The organism is Paraburkholderia phenoliruptrix (assembly GCF_019511605.1).
Classification (GTDB): domain Bacteria; phylum Pseudomonadota; class Gammaproteobacteria; order Burkholderiales; family Burkholderiaceae; genus Paraburkholderia; species Paraburkholderia phenoliruptrix_A.
In genome coordinates this window covers 20,785-42,035 of the sequence record NZ_JAEUAV010000033.1, presented here as the reverse complement: position 1 = coordinate 42,035, position 21,251 = coordinate 20,785, and the positions used below count along the sequence as shown (strand labels likewise).

The 21,251-nt window shown below is 61.0% G+C and carries 16 protein-coding genes, 1 tRNA gene and 1 pseudogene; 9 read left to right on the top strand and 9 right to left on the bottom strand.

Annotated elements, in window-relative coordinates; translation table 11 throughout:
• Positions 1 to 33: 33 nt before the first annotated feature.
• The 9 genes and pseudogenes from JNB89_RS28310 to acs all read right to left on the bottom strand — a co-directional run bounded on the left by JNB89_RS28310 (position 34) and on the right by acs (position 12,686).
• On the bottom strand, positions 34 to 537 hold the full coding sequence (locus JNB89_RS28310) for a hypothetical protein (RefSeq protein ID WP_346656235.1): 504 nt from the start codon (positions 535 to 537) through the stop codon (positions 34 to 36).
• 192 nt (positions 538 to 729) lie between these two features.
• On the bottom strand, positions 730 to 981 hold the full coding sequence (locus tag JNB89_RS28305) for a PAAR domain-containing protein (RefSeq protein WP_013339799.1): 252 nt from the start codon (positions 979 to 981) through the stop codon (positions 730 to 732).
• Positions 982 to 990: 9 nt separating this feature from the next.
• The gene (locus JNB89_RS28300; protein WP_013339800.1) at positions 991 to 1,347 is read right to left on the bottom strand and encodes a lysozyme inhibitor LprI family protein; all 357 of its coding nucleotides are present in this window, start codon (positions 1,345 to 1,347) and stop codon (positions 991 to 993) included.
• Between the two features lie 15 nt (positions 1,348 to 1,362).
• Positions 1,363 to 4,292 (bottom strand): annotated as a pseudogene (locus JNB89_RS28295) (lytic transglycosylase domain-containing protein).
• A gap of 51 nt (positions 4,293 to 4,343) precedes the next feature.
• Positions 4,344 to 6,854: a type VI secretion system Vgr family protein gene (locus JNB89_RS28290; RefSeq protein ID WP_220364390.1), complete on the bottom strand. Its 2,511-nt coding sequence runs from the start codon at positions 6,852 to 6,854 to the stop codon at positions 4,344 to 4,346.
• 971 nt (positions 6,855 to 7,825) lie between these two features.
• Positions 7,826 to 7,916: transfer RNA gene (locus tag JNB89_RS28285), tRNA-Ser, on the bottom strand.
• Positions 7,917 to 7,976: 60 nt separating this feature from the next.
• On the bottom strand, positions 7,977 to 9,995 hold the full coding sequence (locus JNB89_RS28280) for a VC_2705 family sodium/solute symporter (protein WP_220364389.1): 2,019 nt from the start codon (positions 9,993 to 9,995) through the stop codon (positions 7,977 to 7,979).
• Positions 9,996 to 9,999: 4 nt separating this feature from the next.
• Complete coding sequence (locus tag JNB89_RS28275; protein ID WP_218742215.1) at positions 10,000 to 10,452, bottom strand: DUF4212 domain-containing protein; 453 nt, start codon at positions 10,450 to 10,452, stop codon at positions 10,000 to 10,002.
• Positions 10,453 to 10,703: 251 nt separating this feature from the next.
• Positions 10,704 to 12,686, bottom strand: coding sequence for an acetate--CoA ligase (acs, locus tag JNB89_RS28270; protein WP_013339805.1), 1,983 nt, complete (start codon positions 12,684 to 12,686; stop codon positions 10,704 to 10,706).
• Positions 12,687 to 13,093: 407 nt separating this feature from the next.
• On the opposite strand from acs, the gene JNB89_RS28265 reads away from it, so the two are divergent.
• From JNB89_RS28265 to JNB89_RS28225, 9 genes are all read left to right on the top strand, one after another.
• Positions 13,094 to 13,987 carry a DMT family transporter gene (locus JNB89_RS28265; RefSeq protein WP_220364388.1) on the top strand — a complete coding sequence of 298 codons (894 nt, stop codon included), beginning with the start codon at positions 13,094 to 13,096 and terminating at the stop codon, positions 13,985 to 13,987.
• A 314-nt stretch (positions 13,988 to 14,301) separates the two neighbouring features.
• Complete coding sequence (locus JNB89_RS28260) at positions 14,302 to 14,868, top strand: TIGR00645 family protein (protein WP_013339807.1); 567 nt, start codon at positions 14,302 to 14,304, stop codon at positions 14,866 to 14,868.
• 52 nt (positions 14,869 to 14,920) lie between these two features.
• Positions 14,921 to 16,444 (top strand): fumarate hydratase, encoded by a 1,524-nt coding sequence (locus JNB89_RS28255; RefSeq protein ID WP_220364387.1) that lies wholly within the window; start codon positions 14,921 to 14,923, stop codon positions 16,442 to 16,444.
• A gap of 182 nt (positions 16,445 to 16,626) precedes the next feature.
• The gene (gene bfr / locus JNB89_RS28250) at positions 16,627 to 17,106 is read left to right on the top strand and encodes a bacterioferritin (protein ID WP_027213586.1); all 480 of its coding nucleotides are present in this window, start codon (positions 16,627 to 16,629) and stop codon (positions 17,104 to 17,106) included.
• A 135-nt stretch (positions 17,107 to 17,241) separates the two neighbouring features.
• Positions 17,242 to 18,126: a glutamate racemase gene (murI, locus tag JNB89_RS28245; RefSeq protein ID WP_220364386.1), complete on the top strand. Its 885-nt coding sequence runs from the start codon at positions 17,242 to 17,244 to the stop codon at positions 18,124 to 18,126.
• 490 nt (positions 18,127 to 18,616) lie between these two features.
• Positions 18,617 to 18,853 carry a (2Fe-2S)-binding protein gene (locus tag JNB89_RS28240; protein ID WP_013339811.1) on the top strand — a complete coding sequence of 79 codons (237 nt, stop codon included), beginning with the start codon at positions 18,617 to 18,619 and terminating at the stop codon, positions 18,851 to 18,853.
• A gap of 287 nt (positions 18,854 to 19,140) precedes the next feature.
• Positions 19,141 to 19,875, top strand: a complete 735-nt coding sequence (locus JNB89_RS28235; RefSeq protein WP_013339812.1) for an energy transducer TonB — start codon at positions 19,141 to 19,143, stop codon at positions 19,873 to 19,875.
• A gap of 27 nt (positions 19,876 to 19,902) precedes the next feature.
• Positions 19,903 to 20,631, top strand: coding sequence for a MotA/TolQ/ExbB proton channel family protein (locus JNB89_RS28230; protein ID WP_220364385.1), 729 nt, complete (start codon positions 19,903 to 19,905; stop codon positions 20,629 to 20,631).
• A gap of 28 nt (positions 20,632 to 20,659) precedes the next feature.
• Positions 20,660 to 21,079: an ExbD/TolR family protein gene (locus tag JNB89_RS28225; protein WP_220364384.1), complete on the top strand. Its 420-nt coding sequence runs from the start codon at positions 20,660 to 20,662 to the stop codon at positions 21,077 to 21,079.
• Positions 21,080 to 21,251 lie beyond the last annotated feature (172 nt).

Genomic DNA, 21,251 nt, shown 5'->3' with positions numbered 1-21,251 from the left:
CACCAATCCGCCGTTGCGAACCATGCACAAGCATTACCACTTGCAGTTGCCATCCGCGATTGCACGAGTGTTCAACACGAAGGCGGTTTTCTGTGTCTTCTTATTGGTGTAGACCAAAGAGGAAACTTTCGTTCCCTGCGCGATCATTTCGTATTCGCCGGTAGCCCGTCCGTTGTATATCTCGGTCCAGGTTGTGGTCTCCTGGTCGGGCGCATTCTCGCTCAGCGTTTCCTCCGCTGAGTTGGCGAGAACCAGGGGGATCGGTTGTTTTGAGTTCTGGTACCTGACGAAGCCGGAGGAAAATTTGTTGGCCGAGTCGTAGTACGTATGCATCTCAAAGTTGATCGGTTTCGCGTCGCCGGAACTGAAGCAGAATGTCTCGCTCGTTATTTCTGCATGCGTGGCGAGGGGCAGGGAGAAGAGCACTGCAGCAAAGATAGATTCTTTGAGCATTGGCGTTGTTGCCTTTTCAGCCGAATGGATAAGCAATATGGTCTGTGTCTTGAGGCTCGCTCCAGCAGAGGACTCATCGTCCACAGTAGTACCTCGACCGCTGCCGACTGCTGTGACGCCGCCAGTTGTGGCGGCGAAATACTGATGAGCCTGCCTCGCCCGACGCGGAAGACGCCGCACGCCTCGATTGGTCGACCTCCTTCGCGCCGATATAGGTTCCGCCCAACGTGAGGCCACATTCTTCTAGCTGGCGATCTTAGCGACGGTCGCGAGGTATCAGGTCAAACTTGAGATCAGGCGACAGCCACACGTGGCGCGGTGACCATGCCGAGCAATAGGGACACCGTCATCGGTCATCGATGCGTCTCCTTCCTCAATCACGTTCGGCGATACGTCCGGATGCCCCGGGCACGAAACACGGTCGCCCCTACGCGCGACGAAGCGGCCATCGAAACGCATCGTCGCCGAGCCGGTCAGTACTTTGCCGCCGTGGTCGGTATCGTCGTCAATGCGGATGAGGTTCATCATATCGACCTGCTATTTCTCGAGAAGAGTCTTCAAATAGTCAACTCGTTGCCTGGTGATTGTGACGAGACAGTCTTTCGTGATTAAACCAGGGCCAACGCCTTGAGATTGCGAAGCTTCGGCTGCAATATAGCCATTACACTGCTTCTCTCTATAGTTAAGCCAAGCCTTTTGTGACTGCTCAAACTCACTCTTGTACTGTGTGGTTGTGTATATTTTTTGATAGATTGCATTAAGCTCCCTTTTTGCGCGATCCAGCGCTTGATTCGCGCAGGATAAATCGCCATACACGTTACCACTGTCGGAGCACGTCTGGGCGAATGAACTCAGAGGCAGCAATATAAGAATCAGACAAATGGTTTTTCTCATAACACTCTCAACAGGTTACTGATTGTATGACTCTGGAAGCTCGATGGTATAAGGTTCTGGCCTAGAAGACATCAGTCCTTGCGTTGTACCGTGCACATGAACCGCACGCCCGCTTCCATACCTATACCCAGTAATGCTTGCTTGATGGATGACGTCTTCAACCCATGCCCTTGTAGCCGCCGAAGCCTCGTCTAAAGCATATGGATTGGCATAGCTCAGGTTATTTCCAACCAGGGAAGCCCCTCCGTTAGCCCGATCCTGCAGATGGGCGATAACGAGGGACCTCACTCTCGGAGAAACCCGACTCTCGGGTACATTTTGCACACTTCCATAGGCAGTTGGCCGTGGAGCATTGATGTCCGAGAATTGCCATCTTTCATTAATTACACCTCTAATTGTGTTCCACTTTTGAAGCCCAGACATGCGGCGGTTTAAAATGGTATCAACCACAGCACCGGCCTGCTTTCCCAAATTATCATCATTCAAGCTCAGCGCGACCTCGGTTGCCGTAACTTTAATCAGATCATCCACATCCTGATCGGAGAGCCGCAGCACCCTTGCTTTATCAATAGCATTAATGAAACTCCCAATCAACCCAACCGGATGGAAATGCCAAGGCGTCGGCTCCTTCGGGAAGCCTTCAACGCCCGTCACCTGTTCCCACCACTGCAGCCTGTTGATGCGCTGAAGCTCACTTTTCCAGAGCCACAGCAGTTTCTTCATCAGCGGCGACAGGTCGTCCCACTTGCTCAGTCCGCCACCCCATTCGCTCTCGCACCGCACCACCAGATGCGAAAGCGCTTCAGCGAGCCATGGTGTCTGCTGGGCCTGCCTCAATTCCTGCGCCGTTATCTTGCCGTCGTGATTCGCGTCGACTGCTTTTTCCAGCTTCGTGATGAGCTCACCACCGTTCACGAGCAACGCGTTCGACTCGAATTCCGTCTTGTCCTCGCCTTCGATCAATTGCTGTGTGACATGCAGGTAACGCTTGAGCATGTCGATCGGCTTGATACTGCGGTGGTCGATCAGCTCAAAACCGGGCCAGTCCCACGGACCACACATACGGGTGAGCGGATGGTCCTTCTCACACACCCAGCCCTGACGGGTTGCGCCGTCCTTCGTGCCGATCGTGATGTTCCACCAGTGTTGGCCTTTGTCATCCTTCGCAACATTCTCTGCACCAAGCTTATCCAGATCGACACGACGGAACACATCGCGAAAATCCGCGCCCGGCCCCTTCGCGTTAGCGACCTTCAGTGGAAACTCCGTCCAGCCTTTGACGACCCCTGTCGTCGTCCGGTTCGCGAGGCTCGCGTCGACCCAAAGTGGCGTTCCGACATTCTGGAGCGGCGGTGCGGGATGGTGTCCGTGATGGCTACCGGATTGACCATGCGGAGCCTGAGCCGATGCGCCCGGCGTCGCTGGAGGAGCGATCTTCGGCTGCACCTTGACCCAGCGTGAGCCTTTCGCATCGGCGAGCGGCACGAGATGCAGGCCGATCTGCGTCAACGTCTGGTTGGCTTCGGGCACATCGGTCACCAGCAGCGCACCGGGCGAAATTTCCAGAAACGCTTTCGCCGGCGGCAACTGCCTGGCCCGTTCCCGGCTCCTGCTGATGAAATCCTGCAGATCCGGCCCGGCGAACGTTTCCAGATGCAGCATAGGATGCGTACGCCCCGGGGGCAGCGAGCTGGAATCGGTGTAGTCCTGATACTGGCCAAGATGTCCGATCACGGTTCCCGCCGTAACAGCGAACGGCGTCTTGAGCACCACCACCTGATCGAGCGGCTTCGGATCGATCACGACATCCAGTTCCTTCACATACACCCAGCCATATGGAACGTGTGGCGACGCGGGTTGACCCGCTACCGGCCCGACGGGCGTGCCGCTCCTGATCGACGCGATCTTCGCCCAGCCGGGCTTGTCCGACTTTTCGGTCGTCGAGACGATGATTTCTGAGCCCGTCGGCAGCAGCCCGATAATCTTCCCATTGGCTGAGTCGCGCACGCGGATGCCTGACACCGGCGAAGGTGGAGGCGGTTCGTCGTTTGCATCGCTGGTGTCGACAGCGGCTGCCGGCAATTTGAAATCATTCCGGATCAGAGCGCCGATCGGATCGCTATCGTCGCTGCCGGCCTGTTGCGTCAGGGGCGCGGTAGAAGCAAGGGGCTTCGGCTTTGGCTTCGGAACCTCCTGTTTGTCCTTCGCCTTCGCGCCGACGCGATAGTACCTCTCGCCTTCCCAGAACGGCATCGGCCGGACTTGCGGCGCATTCGCGTCAACGGGAGCTTCCTTCGCCGCCTCCATCGCCAGTTGATATCCGGCCCAGTCCAGCAGATGCATGTACAGGCTGAAAAATACCAGCGTGTCGGCGGCGGGAGCTTTAGCGGGTTGGGCGGGCGTGCCTGGCGCGCTTGCAGCAGCGGGAGCACTCGCGATGCTGGCGGCAGAAGCGGAGACTGCTGACGCACTGGATGCGCCCGGCGCACTTGCCGCATTCGGCGTGGTGGTGTCCTGTTTCGGTTGCGGCGGCGGCAGCTGCAGCTTGTGGCGGATCAGTACGAAGCCTGTCGAATACAACGCGGAACGCTTGTCCTGATATTCAAGTTCGGGATATTTCGAGTCGAGCCGGTACGCGACCACCTCGCCATCCGCAATGGCGCGGACGCCGACGTCCTGCTTCAGCGCGTTGCCGGTTTTCCCATCGAAGTGTATGCCGCCGTGCCACAGGCCATTTGCGCCGAGCGGATAGAAGCCGTTCTGTGCATTGCCGAGCGCCTTCATGTACGTCATCGGGTCGCCTGCGTCGTCTTTCCCCGCAGGTGCAAACGGAAAGCTGAAATTCAGCGGCTTTAGGGTGGCGTGACAGGCGCAGCCGGAGTCGCCGCAGTCTGCTGCGGGTGCGCAGGATGGGGGTGATGCGCGCCGTTGTGCGAATTGCTCATGGGACTCAGTTCCCGTTGTGATTCATGACAGATGTTTTACGGTGGCCGAGGTCAGCCGGAAAACGAGAGGCCCCGCCCGCCTTTCGTCGCGACGGGTGTTGCCTGCAACGGGTCGAGCTTTGTCGCGCTCGCCCCACCGGGCTTGTCCCACGATGCGCAGCGCTCGAGAATGTGCCCGGTCGTGACGTTCTCGATTCCCGCGCCCTTGATGCTGATGTACGAACCGCCCGCGCCGAGCCACACTTCCTCTTTGGCCGTCAGAATCAGACGCCCTGTTGCGCTCTCGACTTTCACATCCAGTTGCGCAAGCAGGTTCATCGCGTCGCTGAGCGCCTGAACGTCAATCTTTCCTTTCCCCGCGATAAGCTTGATGCCAAGGTTCTGTGCGAACAGGCTGATGCCGTCCATCACACTCGCGAGCAACGACTTACCTGCGGCGAAAATGATGTTCTTCCGCGCGACCGTGTTGACTTGCTGGTCTGCCGTGACGTGTACTGACTGTTGCGTGCTCGCCGCGATGCCTTCAGGGCTCGACAGCACCATTAGCGGCTTCGAGAATCCGTTTGCGTTGCCCGTCCCACCGCCCGCCGTGCGGCCGCCTTTGCCGACCGAAGCCGCTACGCTGTGCTGGGTTGCGTCGGTGAACGTTTTGAGCGCGTCGTGGCCATCCTGCAGGCTCTCGCCGCGGTTCGCTTCGCTCGCTTTGGAGACGGTTTCGAGGACGGCTTCGGCGCCTGCGAGCTGACCCGTGGTCGCCGCCACGTTCAGCGGTTGGGTGGCGACGGGCTGCGTCGAGATGACCATACCCTGTTCCGCGCGAATTGCTCCGTAAGCGCCCGATCTCAGGTCAAATCCAGTCCCGATGAACGGGCCGCGGGTGTTATCTGAATGTTGAATCAGATACCCCATATGGAGGCCAGTGCTATAACTGGTCGAGTACAGGCTCACACGATTCTGGCCGCTCGCGTCGTCCATCAGGAATTCGTTAAAGCCCTCGCCACCGTACTCCTTCGAACGGTAACCGGAGAACAACCCATGCGTGTGGAAGACAGGTTTGGTGGCTCCTCCGTGAAGCCTCGAGATGATCACGGGCCGGTCGCAATCGCCATTGACGAAGCCGACCAGCACTTCATCTCCCTTCCTCAATGCGAAGTGCCCGCCGCGCTGGCTGCCCGCATCCGGCATCGCCGCGCGTATCCAGGCCGACGCGCGCTCATTGCGGCCCTTGCGACTCCATGAGAGCCAGACCTTCGCGCGGTTCAGGGAGTCGATAAAAATCTCTTCATTGTCCGGCGCGCAGACGATGCCCGTCTGCAGATGCATCTCGGGCTTGCGGTGTTCGAAGGGGCTGCGGAAAGGGACGCGCCGCCGTTGCACTTCAATCTCAACCTGAAAAACTCCGGCGCTGCCGTCCGTGTGGCGAACAATCGATCCTGCGCCTGCTGTGCGCGCCTGTTCGATTTCGGCCCGCAGGCTCTTCGGGAACCGCGCGAGCGCATCAATGCCCGGTACGTTGTTCTGGATCAGCCAGTGAGTGGCGATGATTGCCATCTCGCGATCACTTTCCCCTTCCGTATCGTGAACCGGATGGCCGTCGAGCCTGAACCAGTAGCCCGGCATCGCGCAACGCAAGCTGCCAACACCAAAGTATCGTTTGGAATGGCTGGCCATTTCTTCGGCCCAGATGCGCGCCCGCTGTTCGCCCATCTCACTGTCCGACCACGAATAGGCACCGCTATAGTCGTAGCGTTCACCTTGCGCCGGAAGCTCATCCTGACTGAACGCCGGCGAACTGACCTCCTTCAGCGCGTCGGGGCTCATATAGTCGAACGTATTGCCCGTCAGCGTCTGGCTTTGCGAGTCCTGCTGCTCCGTCCACTGCGACAGTCCATCGAATTCTTCGTTCGTCCCCGCGCGGCTGAACGTCACGACCTGTTGCGGCAAGGGAGGCACGAAGTGCAGATCGTCCATGATGACGACGGTATGGGATTTGCCGTCTTTCGCGAATTCGAAGCGCGGGAAGATGCCGACCTCTTCCATGCTCCTGTGAACAAAGTTCCAGTCGTCCTCCCACTGCACGCGCTGCGAATACGAGCGGATCGGCGAGCGCAGATCAAAGCGATACTGGCCCTGTGCCTGCGGGATTTTCGCGAACACGTCCGAAAGAATTTCCTGGCCACCGGCTTCCTGCCAGTCGCGACAATCACTGCTGAGCTTGAGGAAGCTGAGCCATGACGAGAACCTGATCTGGAAATACGTGACCGGCCCATCGCTTCCCAACCGGCGCGCGTGCTGAACGTAGCCGTGGACCGGCAGATAACTGCCGTCGGTCTGCTGAATCCAGAGAGTGACAGGCTTCAGCGTAAGTGCGCTGAGCTTGATCTGATCGCCGCGCGTCGATGCGGCGTCGACGGTGAATTCGTAATTCCGCCCGAGGCGCGCCGTCCCCTTGACGTACACCGGCACGAGCCAGTCAACGCCCAGCGGTGTATCGAGCCTGACGAGTCGGCCCAACTGCGTATATCCGGCGCGCAGCGCATTGTTCAGCACTTCGGAACTCATGCAGAAACCCCGTGTTGTGGAAAACGCATGCGGCGTCTATCAGAAATGAGACGGCCTGCTTTTACTTCGTCAATAATCGCTTCTGGCAGACCGGGTTTTCGGACATTAGCCGTGACTAAGCTGTTAAGTCGCTAAAACTGGAAAGACAAATTCCGGCTCGTCGGTCTTCTCGAAGTTCGGTACTCATACCGCATAAATAGCCGATTACGCAACCCGTTCACGACATTAGCCGTGCACGGGATTTTATCGAAACCCAATGCGCCGCGCCATATTTACGCAATGTTAAAGCTTGTCAGATGGGAGGGCCTCGCTGACAAGAATCCGGGAGCGCGTACACGTAATAGTGTCGTCACAATTGTCTCCTTCGACGAAACCCGAATTGCCGCAAGGGCTCTAGCTGGAGTTCGTCGGGCTGACCGGCAATCGCCTGCGGCGGCTGAGAGTTCGGGATCGACCACGGGGGGACGTTCGACACTTCGGCTTACGGATGGAATAAGCCGTCCGCGTTCGCGTTGAGCAGGTCCACTACCGTGGATTTTGATGAACGTCAGCACTCAATTGAAGCCGCTTGCATTTGGCACAAAAAATCGCTTTGATGCCAACAGGTCGATCTTATCGTGTTATGCTCTTTACGCATTGCATTCGGGTCGTTCTCATAGCAATACATCGGCACGGTCGTACATTGTTGTGAGACCGATAGAGCGGCGCTCCAATTGCGAAATCGGGGAAATCGTTTTGAAAGAGCGGTTATTTGCTCAGCAGCCAGTGCCGCTGAGCCGGCGGCGGCCGGACATACCGGGCACAAATCGTCTGCTGCCCGTCCAAAAACGACCAAGACTGCGGAAGTCAGTACAAGGCTTACTGGCAGATGCGGCGGGACGTGGCGAGCGCGACATTCGATAGTCGACTTGTGGGTCGAAAAACAAAAATCCCCGCAAGCCACTGACTTTGCGGGGATTTTGACATGCTTCTGGCGGAGAGAGGGGGATTCGAACCCCCGATAGGCTATTAACCTATACACGCTTTCCAGGCGTGCGACTTAAACCGCTCATCCATCTCTCCGCGGGGAGCCGAATTATAGCAAACTTCGCGCCGTGCGCCAGTCCTCTCGAAAGAAGCCGTCTAAGGATGGCGTATATAGTCCACCAGCGCCGTCGTATACGCGTCCGGCTTGCGGTCCAGCAGGCTCACGCCGATCGCCACCAGAAAGCCAGCCGGCACGCCGAACACGCCCGAACTGATCGGCTCGATGCCGAACCAGCGCGGTCCCGTGAAACCGGTCATCTGCGCGAAAAAGGGATACGTCGAAACGATGTAGTAGATGCACACCAGCAGCCCCGCCAGCATGCCGGCCACGGCGCCAAGGCGCGTCGTGCGCTTCCAGAACACACCCAGCACCAGCACCGGAAACAGGCTGGATGCCGCAAGCGAAAACGCCGCGCCCACGAGGAACAAAATATTGCCCGTGTTTAGCGACGCGACATACGACGCAAACAGCGCCACCCCCAGCAACAGAATCTTCGAAATCGTCACGCGTCGCTGACTCGACGCGCCCGGGTCGACCATGTGGTAATAGACATCGTGCGACAACGCATTGGCGATGGTGAGCAGCAAGCCATCTGCAGTCGAAAGCGCCGCGGCCAGCGCGCCCGCGGCGATCAGACCGGACATCACATACGGCAGCCCCGCAATCTCCGGCGCGGCCAGCACCACCATGTCGGGCTGCATCTGGATCTCGCTCCATCGCACAATGCCGTCGCCGTTCGTGTCCGCGAGCGTAATGAGGCTCGGCTCGACCTTGCGCCATTGCGTGAGCCATTGCGGCAAATCCGCAAAGTGATGACCAACAAGGTTCGTCAAAATCTCGTACTTGATCAGCACCGCGAGCACCGGCACGGTCACGTAGAACAGCGCGACAAAGAACAGCGTCCAGCCGACGGAACGCCGCGCCGATGCCACCGAAGTCGTCGTGTTGTAGCGCGTCAGAATATGCGGCAGGCTCGCCGTCCCGAGCGATAGGCACAACAGCAGCGAAAGAAAATTGCGCTCGTGCATGCGCCGGTCGTCGTCGCCCGTTGCGGGAAACGGCTCGTGCATCGGCAAGGGCGCGGCGGCACGCATCAGCATTTCATCGCGCTGCTGGGTCCACACCACCTGTGCGGCGGCGGCATCGCGCGGGAACTGCTCGAGCGCCTTCTCGCGCTCCTTGATTTCGCGCAGCGGACCATTGCGGCGCCGCAAGTCCGCCACCTGCTGCGTGAGCCGCAGTTTCTCTTCGACGAACGAATGCGGCAGCATGTCGAGCCGCTGCTGCATCAACGCAGCACGGCGGCGGTAGTCATCGCGCACGGTCTGCTCGAGCGGCTCGTCGCGCACCTGTTTTTCAAGGCTCTCCATGCGCTCCATCAAACGGCCGTAGCTCAGTTGCGGCACCCAGCCAAGACCGTCCTTATGCGCGATCATCGAAACCGGAATCAGAATCGCGGCAATCAGAATGATGTACTGCGCGACCTGTGTCCACGTCACCGCGCGCATGCCGCCGAGGAACGAGCACACGAGAATGCCCGCGAGTCCGCAGAAAATCCCGACGGCGAAGTCGACGCCGATGAAGCGCGTCGCAATCAGACCCACGCCCTGGATCTGCGCGACGAGATAAACGAACGAGCACAAAATCGCCGACAACGCCGCAAGCGCACGCACCGCATTGCTTGAAAAACGGGTGCCGAGAAAATCGGGAATCGTGTAGCGCGCGAGCTTGCGCACGTAGGGCGCGAGCAGAAACGCGACGAGGCAATAGCCGCCCGTCCAGCCCATCAGATAAGCAAGGCCGTCGTAACCGGTGGCGTAAATGGAACCGGCGAGGCCAATGAACGACGCCGCCGAGAGCCAGTCCGCCGCCGTTGCCATGCCGTTGAACGCGGACGGCACGCGCCGCCCCGCCACGTAATACTCGACGAGATCGGACGTACGCGACAGCAGACCGATCACCGCATACACGGCAATGGGCACGAACAGGAACACATAACCGATCCACATGCCCGGACCGGTGGTGCGCTCGATGCGCCACATCACATAGACGAAAAGCAGGAAGCCAAGCGTGTAGAACGCATACGAGCGGATCAGCCGGTTCGTAAGCTTCATCGGCTCAAGTTCCGCGTGCGCGGGAGTCCGCGGCGGCCGTGGGCTGCGTGGTCAGGCTTTGCCTCGCGGCAGCGCGAACGGCGTCACTCGCATCGCCGGCGCCGGGCGCGCTGCGAGGAGCGGCATTGGCATCCGCATCGAACGCGCGCTGCAAGCGGCGGTCGGCGCGCTGCATCGACAGAATGTAGACGACGATCAGCGCAAGGTAGATCAGGATCGCGCCTTGGGCGCCGAAGTAAAACGGCAGGCTGAAGCCGGCAAAGCGCACGCGCGCGAGTGCCGGCGCGGCAAGCGGGAGCAGGAAGGACACGGCGAAGCCGACCGTCATCAACGCGGCAATCAGCGCGACGTTAAAGCGCCAGTACCTTTGATGCGCGCGCGCCAATGCCTCCGACACCGCCGGCGGTTCGGGTGCGGGATTGTGCGTAGCGTGATGGATGGGGTGCGGCGCGGCCATGCGCCTATGTATCAAAAAGGCACCGCGCAGGCAATCGGGATTGTCCGCGCGACACCGCTCGCGGCGCCTGGCGGACATTACGGCGAGTCGTACGTCGAAGGTGTTCGCTCAAGCGCCCATTGAACTAGCCCGGCAACGGCTGCCCGGCGAACGCCCATTGAAGGCCACCGCGCAAGGGACGCGTCACACGACACGTCCCTCGCCTTTTCACAGGCACCGCAACGGCCGGCGCCTGGTTGACGACACCTCGCTTACAGCGACTCGCCGAGCTGATCGAGAATCGCCGGGTTTTCGAGCGTAGAGACGTCCTGCGTGATCGCCTCGCCCTTCGCCAGCGAGCGCAACAGACGGCGCATGATCTTGCCCGAACGCGTCTTCGGCAGGTTTTCACCGAAGCGGATGTCCTTCGGCTTGGCGATCGGACCGATTTCCTTGCCCACCCAGTTGCGCAGTTCGTTCGCGAGTTTCACCGCTTCGTCGCCTTGTGGACGCGCGCGCTTCAACACGACGAACGCGCACACCGCTTCGCCGGTCGTAGCATCCGGGCGCCCCACTACGGCGGCTTCGGCGACGATCGGATTCGACACTAGCGCCGACTCGATTTCCATCGTGCCGAGACGATGGCCGGACACGTTCAGCACGTCGTCGATACGACCCATGATCGTGAAGTAGCCAGTCTCCTTGTCGCGCACGGCGCCGTCGCCGGCGAGATACAGCTTGCCGCCCAGTTCCTCGGGGAAATAGCTCTTCTTGTAGCGGTCCGGATCGCCCCACACGTTGCGCAGCATGGAGGGCCATGGCCGCTTCACGACGAGAATGCCGCCCTGCCCGTTGGGCACGTCCTGACCGGTTTCGTCGACGACCGCAGCCATGATGCCCGGCAAAGGCAGCGTGCACGAACCCGGCACGAGCGGGGTCGCGCCTGGCAGCGGCGTGATCATGTGGCCGCCGGTCTCGGTTTGCCACCACGTATCGACAATCGGGCAACGGCCGCCGCCGACGTTCTCGTGATACCACACCCACGCTTCAGGGTTGATCGGCTCGCCGACCGTGCCGATGATGCGCAGCGTGGACAGGTCATAACTCTTCGGATGCACTTTCGGGTCCGCCTCGGACGCCTTGATGAGCGAGCGGATGGCGGTCGGCGCGGTATAGAAAAGCGACACCTTGTGCTTCGCGATCATGTCCCAGAAGCGGCCGGCATTCGGATATGTCGGCACGCCTTCGAACACGACCTGCGTGCCGCCGAGCGTGAGCGGGCCATACGTGATGTAGCTGTGACCGGTAATCCAGCCGATGTCCGCGGTACACCAGAACACGTCGGAGGGCTTCCAGTCGAAGGTCCACTTCATGGTTTGCGCGGCCCACAGCAGATAACCGCCGGTGCTGTGCTGCACGCCCTTGGGCTTGCCCGTGGACCCGGACGTGTAGAGGATGAAGAGCGGATGCTCCGCGCCGACCCATTCGGGCGCGCATTGATCGGACTCGGCTTGCGCAAGCTCGTGCATCCACAGGTCGCGGCCTTCGTTCCATGCGATCTTGCCGCCGGTGCGCCTGAACACAATCACGCTCTTCACGGCCTCGCAGCCGCCCATGGCGAGCGCTTCGTCGGCGATGTTCTTCAGCGGCAATGCCTTGCCGCCGCGCATCTGTTCGTCGGAGGTCACGAGCGCGACCGCGCCGACGTCGACGAGACGCTCATTGAGCGACTTCGACGAGAAGCCGCCGAACACCACCGAGTGCGTCGCGCCGATACGCGCGCAGGCCTGCATCGCGACGATGCCTTCAATCGACATCGGCATATAGATCACCACGCGGTCGCCCTTCTTCACGCCACGCTTTTTCAACGCGTTCGCAAAGCGCGACACGCGTTGCAGCAGATCCTGATAGGTGACGTGGGTGACGGTGCCGTCGTCGGCTTCGAAAATGATCGCCACGCGCTCGCCGTTGCCCGCTTCCACGTGACGGTCGATGCTGTTGTACGACGCGTTCAACTGGCCGTCTTCGAACCACGTGTAGAACGGTGCGTTCGATTCGTCGAGCACCTTCGTGAAGGGCTTGTTCCAGCTCAGCGTCTCGCGCGCAAGACGCCCCCAGAAGCCCTCGTAGTCGCGTTCCGCCTCGGCGGTCAGCGCATGGTAAGCATCCATGCCGGAGATCGTGGCGCCTGCCGCTGCTTCAGCGGAGGGCGGAAAAACACGGCGTTCCTGAAGAACCGATTCAATCGCAGACATCGACAACCCCTTGGTGAAGATGAAAACCTGTGCCGGCGCACGCTGGTGCGCCTGTCATGTTCGCGCCGCAATCGGAACACGATTGCCGACGCGCTGTCTCCCGCCCTCGCGCGAGCGATCCATATTGGATCGTCGCGCCGCGGCCGCCCTTGCTTCGCTCATGTCGCATTGCACCATGAACGAAGACGAAGCCGCGTCCGCTCTCGTGTTCAACCATAAGCGGTGCAACTTACCGGCCACTTACGCGCGCGCTGCTTGCATGCCCGCAAAAACCCTGATGCGATTCGTACGACGCTTTCGACGCAGGGTCACGAGCATTGCCGTCATGCTCGCATCGCGCAGCAGCCCTTACGCCGCGTTGAAGCGCCTAATACAATGCTAACTGAACTAGCTGCCCGGATTCCAGTTTGAATCGCTACGCCCTGCTTCTCATTACTTCGATGCTGTTGGTCGGCAGCAATGTCGGCATTGGTAAATCGATTGTCGAGTTCGTCCCCGTGCCTCTTTTCGCGCTGTTGCGATTCGTGATCGCAATGGCCGTGCTATGGCCGCTTCTTCGCGTGGCAAAACTGCGCCGCGTGAAGCGCGATGAATGGGTCAATCTGTTTTTGCAGGCGCTCTTCGGCACCTTCGGGTTTACGCTGCTGATGCTCAACGGCGTTCAGCGCACGAGCGCGGTGGCGGCGGGCGTCATCACGAGCACCATTCCCGCAGTCGTCGCGCTGCTGTCCTGGCTGATACTGAAGGAGCGGCCGGACCGGCGCGCGCTTGCGTCGATTGCGCTGGCGGTTGCGGGCGTGGTCGTGATCAATCTCGCGCATGCCGGTGCCGAAGGCGCCGGCACAACGTCGTTAGCCGGCAATCTGATGGTCCTCGGTGCAGTTTGCTGCGAGTCGCTTTACATCATCCTGTCGCGCCGCCTCACGCAAACGCTCGCACCCATCGACATCTGCGCATACACGCATCTATTTGGCCTGTTGCTGATGCTGCCGCTCTCGGCGGGCGCGCTCATCCATTTCGATTATCGCTCGGTGCCGGCGAGCATCTGGAGTCTCGTGCTGTGGTACGGGTTGTCGGCGAGCATCTTCTCTTTCTGGCTGTGGATGAAAGGCATTCGCCACGTGCCGGGCAGTCTCGCCGGCGTGTTCAGCGCTGTGCTGCCGGTCGCGGCCGCCATCTACGGCATGGCGTTTCTCGGCGAGCGGCCCACGCTCGCGCACGGCATTGCGCTCGCCTGCGTGGTGGCGGGTATCGGACTCGCCAGCGTGAGGGTCAAGCGCGTGCCGCCGGTCGCGTCGTAAGGCAAGCGCTCGACGCTTCGTGCCGCCGGGTGCCCCTTCGCGCCGTCTGGCGCCGTCTGGTGCCGCCTTGCCCGCCGCGCCGCAGCAAAGCCGGCCGACGCTGTACAATAGTGCGCCTGACATGAGCGCTGCCGGCGGCACGTCTCGTTGCTGTCCGCCTGCGCCGCGTCGTCCGCGCCTCGCTTTGCGCGCCCGGTCGCCGCGCGTGATTTGCACAGACCGGCCGCATTGGGCCCACGTTCCGTCACCTGCGTTAGATCCGACTCTTGCCTATGTCCGCTTCGCGACCCGACTCCGCGCGCCAACGCCGCCCCATGCGCCCGCTGCCTGTGATCATCTTCATGAGCCGTTGGCTGCAGGTGCCGCTGTACCTGGGCCTGATCGTCGCCCAGGCTGTGTATGTGGTGCTGTTCCTGAAGGAAGTCTGGCATCTCGTCACAGCTTCAATGACGCTCGACGAAACCAACATCATGCTGGTCGTGCTCGGTCTGATCGACGTGGTCATGATCTCGAACCTGCTGATCATGGTGATTATCGGCGGGTATGAAACCTTCGTGTCGCGGCTGGGCGTGGAAGGCCATCCGGACGAGCCGGAATGGCTCGATCACGTCAACGCGGGCGTGCTGAAGGTCAAGCTTTCCATGGCGCTCATCAGCATTTCGTCGATCCATTTGCTGAAGACGTTCATCAGCCCCGACCAGAACACCACGCACACCATCATGTGGCAGGTGATCATTCATGTGGCGTTCCTCGTTTCGGCTCTCGTCATGGCCTTCGTCGACCGTCTGACCACGAACACGCATCCAAGCCATTTTCAGGAACCCGCGGACTTGCAGCCGCTGGGTTCCGCCGGTTCCTCTCCCCTGAAAGCGCACGACTGACCGCACAGCCTGCGAACAGAAAAAAGCGCCACTGTCCCCACCGAGCTTAGCCATGACCGTCATCAAACAGGAAGATCTGATCCAGAGCATTGCTGATTCGCTTCAATACATCAGCTACTACCATCCGCTCGATTACATCCAGGCCCTGGGCCGCGCGTACGAACTCGAACAGAGCCCGGCCGCGAAAGATGCGATTGCGCAGATCCTCACCAACAGCCGCATGTGCGCCGAAGGCAAACGCCCGATCTGCCAGGACACGGGCATCGTCACCGTGTTCGTGAAGGTCGGCATGGACGTGCGTTGGGACGGTGCGACGATGAGCGTGACTGACATGATCAACGAAGGCGTGCGCCGTGGCTACATGAACCCGGACAACGTGCTGCGTGCGTCGATCGTGAGCCCGCCCGAAGGCGCGCGCAAGAACACCAAGGACAACACGCCGGCCGTGATTCACTACGAGATCGTGCCGGGCGACAAAGTGGACGTGCAAGTGGCGGCCAAGGGCGGCGGCTCGGAAAACAAGTCGAAGTTCGCAATGCTCAATCCGTCGGACTCCATCGTCGACTGGATTCTGAAGACCGTACCGACCATGGGCGCCGGCTGGTGTCCGCCCGGCATGCTGGGCATCGGCATCGGCGGCACTGCTGAGAAAGCGATGGTGATGGCCAAGGAATCGCTGATGGACCCGATCGACATTCAGGACGTGATCGCACGCGGCCCAAAAGACTGGATCGAAGAGCTGCGCATCGAGCTGCATGAGAAGGTCAACGCGCTTGGCATCGGCGCGCAAGGTCTGGGCGGTCTTGCCACCGTGCTCGACGTGAAGATCATGGCTGCGCCGACGCACGCCGCGTCCAAGCCGATCGCGATCATCCCCAACTGCGCGGCCACCCGTCACGCTCACTTCACGCTGGACGGCTCGGGCGTCGCGAAGCTCGAAGCGCCCTCGCTCGACGCATGGCCGAAAGTGCAATGGGAACCGAACACGGAGACCAGCAAGCGCATCGACCTGAACACACTGACGCCGGAAGAAGTCGCTTCGTGGAAGCCGGGCCAGACACTGCTGCTGTCCGGCAAGATGTTGACGGGCCGCGACGCGGCGCACAAGCGCATTGCCGACATGCTCGCGAAAGGCGAGAAGCTGCCGGTGGACTTCACGAACCGCGTGATCTATTACGTCGGCCCGGTCGATCCGGTACGCGACGAAGCGGTCGGCCCGGCGGGCCCGACCACCGCCACGCGCATGGACAAGTTCACCGAGACCATGCTCGCGCAAACCGGCCTGATCTCGATGATCGGCAAGGCCGAGCGCGGACCGGTCGCGATCGAGGCCATCAAGAAGCATAAGGCTGCCTATCTGATGGCCGTGGGCGGCGCTGCTTACCTGGTGTCGAAGGCCATTCGCAGCGCCCAAGTGCTCGCATTCGAGGACCTCGGCATGGAAGCGATCTACGAATTCGACGTGCAGGACATGCCGGTGACGGTTGCAGTCGACTCGAACGGCACCTCGGTGCACCAGACCGGCCCGAAGGAATGGCAAGCGAAAATCGGCAAGATTCCGGTCGCAACCGCCTGAGCTGACGCTCTCGCCTCTCGCCTGTCGTCACAAGCCGGGACCACGGTCCCGGCTTTTTTCATGTTGGACAGGCGTTACGCACCGAGCTTGAAGCGACGTGGAAGATGTTCTGTTCGCTTGGCTTTTTCAGGTATGGCGTTTATTGTTGTTGAAAAATTGAAGTTCCCACTAAGGAAAAGATCATGCAAGGCGACACCAAAGTCATCGAGTATCTCAACGCGCAGTTGAAGAACGAACTGACCGCGATCAACCAGTATTTCCTGCACGCGCGGATGTACAAGCATTGGGGTCTCGAGAAACTCGGCAAGCATGAGTATGACGAGTCGATCGGCGAAATGAAGCATGCCGACTGGCTGATCGAACGGATCTTCATGCTGGACGGTCTGCCGAATCTGCAAGACCTGCATAAGCTTCTGATCGGCGAGGAAACGAAAGAAATTCTGGAATGCGATCTGAAGCTCGAGCAGATTTCGCAAAGCACCTGCAAGGAAGCGATTGCGTATTGCGAATCGGTTCGCGACTTTATCTCGCGTGAAATCTTCGTGAAGATTCTCGACGACACTGAAGAGCATATCGACTGGCTCGAAACGCAGCTCGACCTGATCGACAAAGTCGGCATTCAGAACTACCAGCAAACTGCGATGGGCTCGGTGGAGTCCTAAGCGGGTACGAGCCGTTGCCGCGCGTCGGCGCACGAGCCCGCTAATCCGGGACAGCATGCGCCGCGCGGGCGATATACTTGCCGCCTTCTCTTTCCTACGCTTTGCCTGAGCGTCGCAGCGCGGCGCCTCTCGTCTATGTCCGCAGAACCGTCTCTGAATGCATCCATCATTACCGCGCACCCGGCTTCGCGCGCGCCGGTGGGCATTTTCGACTCGGGCCTTGGCGGTTTGTCGGTGTTGCGGGCGGTTCGGGCACAACTGCCTGACGAGGCGCTGCTGTACGTCGCCGATTCGCTGTACGCCCCATACGGCGAGCGCGACGACGACTTTATCGCGGACCGCACGCTCGCCATTGGCGAGTGGCTGGCGAGGCAGGGCGCCAAAGCGCTCGTCATCGCCTGTAATACGGCGACCGCCCAATCTATTGCACTGGTACGCGAGAAGCTGTCCATTCCGCTGGTCGGCGTCGAGCCCGGCATCAAGCCGGCCGCCCTGCAATCCAGGTCGCGCGTGGCCGGCGTGCTGGCTACTCAGGTCACGTTGCGCAGCACGCGCTTCCAGGCCCTGCTCGAGCGCTACGCCGCCGATTGCCGCTTCATCTGCCAGCCCGGTCACGGGCTCGTGCAGGCGGTCGAGCGCTGCGACGTCGGTTCGGCGCAATTGCGCGCGCTGCTCGCAGGCTATCTTCAACCAATGCTCGAAGCCGGCGCCGACACGCTCGTGCTCGGCTGCACGCACTATCCGTTTCTCGACGCGGCGATCCGCGACATAGTAGGCGAGCGGATGGCGCTGATCGACACGAGCGTGGCGATTGCCCGTCAACTCGAGCGCGTGTTGGAACAACACGGCGTGCGGGCGGCGCTGCATGCGACCGGGGCGCCACTACCGCGTTTTTTCTCCACCGACGGCGGCGCGCACCTGCGACAGCTTGTCGCTACGCTACTTGACATGGATGCCGAGGTCGAACGCGTGGAGATTCCGTCGCGCCGCACAGCGGCGCTGTCCTCGCAGCCGGGCTGACTTGCTAGCTAGGGCGGCCCGTGGCGGGCCGAACCGAGCGGGCCCACGGCCGGCTGGCGGCCATTTCTGGCATCCTCATCGTGCCTCACGGCCCCTTCTAGCCCTTTGACCCCTTGCGCAGCCTCTCGCAGCCTCCCGCAGCCTCCCGCAGCCTCCCGCAGCCTCCCGCAGCCTCCCGCAGCCTTCCGCAGCCTTCCGCAGCCTTCCAACCTTCATAGTCTTCCAAGCCTTCACAGTTTCTCAGCCCTTCCCCGCCCTCTGCCAGCCCCATTCCGGCTATTTTCCTGCTCGCCCATTGGCAGCGCAGCTTCGGCCCGGATATCCCTTCGAACCCCGCTCGCGACGCCCAGCAGCACCCCAAGCGCCCTGCCCGACACCGCCGAAACCCTCCTAAGAGTCTGGTTTTGCTAAAAAAATGACGCGGACGCTTGCCAAACGGTCCAAACAAAATGATAATAATTCGCATTAACGTTAGCTATGACGCCAACCCATGATTGTCTGTGTCTGCAAGTCTGTATCTGACCGAAAGATCCGTGCCTCGATCGCGGAAGGCGTCGACTCGTTCGACGAATTGCAGTTCGAGCTCGGCGTGGCCACCTGTTGCGGCAAGTGCGCGGACTCCGTGCGCGACGTCATGATGCAAAGCGGCGTGTGTGCAACCCGCTGCGGCTTCGAGCATCATCAGCAGGCCGTGCCGGTAACGTTTTACGAACGCAAGGCGGCATAAACACAGCCGCTCGTGGCGCAGTCGCCCGTGCGCCGCTGCTTCAGGTTTGCCGCTGCTGCTGTCTGTGTCCTACAGTCTGTTTAGCGCCGACCCAGCGCTGTTTGCTTAACCCACTGCCGTCAGCAAGCCAGTATTGCTACCAGCCAGCTACCGCTCGTCCACCTGAGGAGCTTGAGATGGAACTGCTGATTGGTTTCGTGACCACATTGTGTATATCGCTGCTGATCTTCCGAACATGACGATGTTTTGTCTGGCGTGCTGCGTCGACAGCACGCCGCCACGCTAACATGCAGGCTTCGCATACCATTGCAGCCGGCGCCGCGCCGGCTTCGTCCACCCGAATGAATCCCCGCGTCCTGACCGCGACCGCCATGGTTGCGGCGGTTCACGTCGCGTTGCTCGCCGTGATCCTGACGCTGCGCCACGAGCCGGTGCAGCCGGCGCTCGAGTCGCGCGTAATGACCGCGCAACTGCTGCCGCCCGCGCCAGTTGCGGCGCCCGCTGCTGTGCAGTCGGTCGCGCCGCCACCGCCCACGCCCACCCCGCCGGTGCGCAGCAAACCGAAGCTCCAGCCGAAGCCGGCGCTCAAGCCCACGCCTGCACCGTTGCGCGAAGCGCCCGCGCCTTCGCCGACGCCCGTCACCGCGGCAGAACCGGCCCCGGCTGCGCCGCCCGCTCCCGCGGCGCCGCCCGCAGCGCCGGCTGCGCCAGCCATCGGTCGTCAGACAATGGAAATCACCGCGCCGAAAAATGTCTCGCACCTCGACTGCAACATTGCGAAGCCCGACTACCCGGCGCTCTCGCGCCGCCGTGGCGAAACCGGCACCGCGTACGTGAAGTTCGTGGTCGGTCTGACCGGCAAGCTCGAGAATATCGAATTGAAAAAGAGCAGCGGCTTCAGCCGTCTGGACGACGCCGCGCTCGCCGCCGCGCATGCCAGCGCGTGCAAGCCCTATCTGGAGGACGGCCAGCCCGTTCGGGCCGCTTATACACAGCCTTACAACTTCAATCTCGAAGATTGAAGCGGATTTCAAAATAAAGGAATTGCAATGCAAAACTACGGATTGGCGCACGTGTGGGCGCAAGGGGATTTCGTCACGCGCGGTATCGCGCTCGCCTTGCTGGTGATGTCGGTGCTGTCGTGGAGCGTGATCGTCGTGAAAGGCTGGAACGTGGTGCGCCTGAACCGCCTCACGAAGAACGCCGAGCAGGCGTTCTGGCACTCGGACGACCTGGCCGACGGCGTGGAGAAGCTCGGCGCCGGCTCCTCCACCCCGCAGGACAACCCGTTCCTCGCGCTCGCACTGTCCGGCCAGGAAGCGGCGGATCATCACCATCAGACGCAGCCGCATTTGCACGACCGCATGGACGTGTCGGACTGGGTGACGCGCTGCCTGAAAGACACCATGGACGAAAGCGTCGCGCGCATGCAGAGCGGCCTCGCGATTCTCGCGTCGATCGGCAGTACGGCGCCATTCGTGGGTCTGTTCGGCACCGTGTGGGGCATCTATCACGCGCTGCTTGCGATCGGCGCAAGCGGCCAGTCGTCGATCGATCAGGTGGCCGGTCCGGTCGGCGAAGCGCTCATCATGACCGCATTCGGTCTCTTCGTTGCGATTCCGGCCGTGCTCGGCTACAACGCGCTGACGCGTGCAAACAAGGCCATCGTCGCCAAGCTGAGCCGCTTCGCGCATGGTCTGCATGCATTCTTCGTGACGGGCGCGCGCCTTTCGTCGACCAAGCGCGACGGCCTGCGTCTCGCGACGCGCGTCAACTGAAGCGCCAACTGAACGACGAGGCACACAGATGGCAATGAGCCCTTTCTCCGGCGACGATGACGACGGCCTGATGAACGAAATCAACATGACGCCGCTCGTCGACGTCATGTTGGTTCTCCTGATCGTTTTCATGGTCACGATTCCGGTGATCCGCCACGCGGTGAAAATAGATCTGCCGCATGCAAGCAGTCAGAAGGAAGACACCAAGCCCGCTCAGGTGACCGTCGCGGTCGACGCCGACGGCAACGTGCTGTGGAACGACAAGAAGGTCGACGAAGCGCAGTTGAGCGCGAAAATTGCAGAGGCCGCGGCGGCCAATCCGCAGCCTGAACTGCACCTCGATGCAGATCGCAAAGTGCCTTACGAAAAGGTCGCGCAGGTGATGTCGGCGGCGCAGGCAGGCGGCCTGACGAAGATTGGTTTCGTCACGCAGCCCAAGGGCAAGTAATACGCGCGGTACTGCGCGCGGCGTAAGTGCGCCGGCTTCACGAAACGAAGAAAAGCCCTTGAAACAGGGGCTGAAAAGTAAAAGGCCTTCATCGTCAGATGAAGGCCTTTTTTTGTGCGCGCGCGGCGCCTTCGGGCGGCGGGATCATTTGCCATTGGTCGAAGACTGCTGG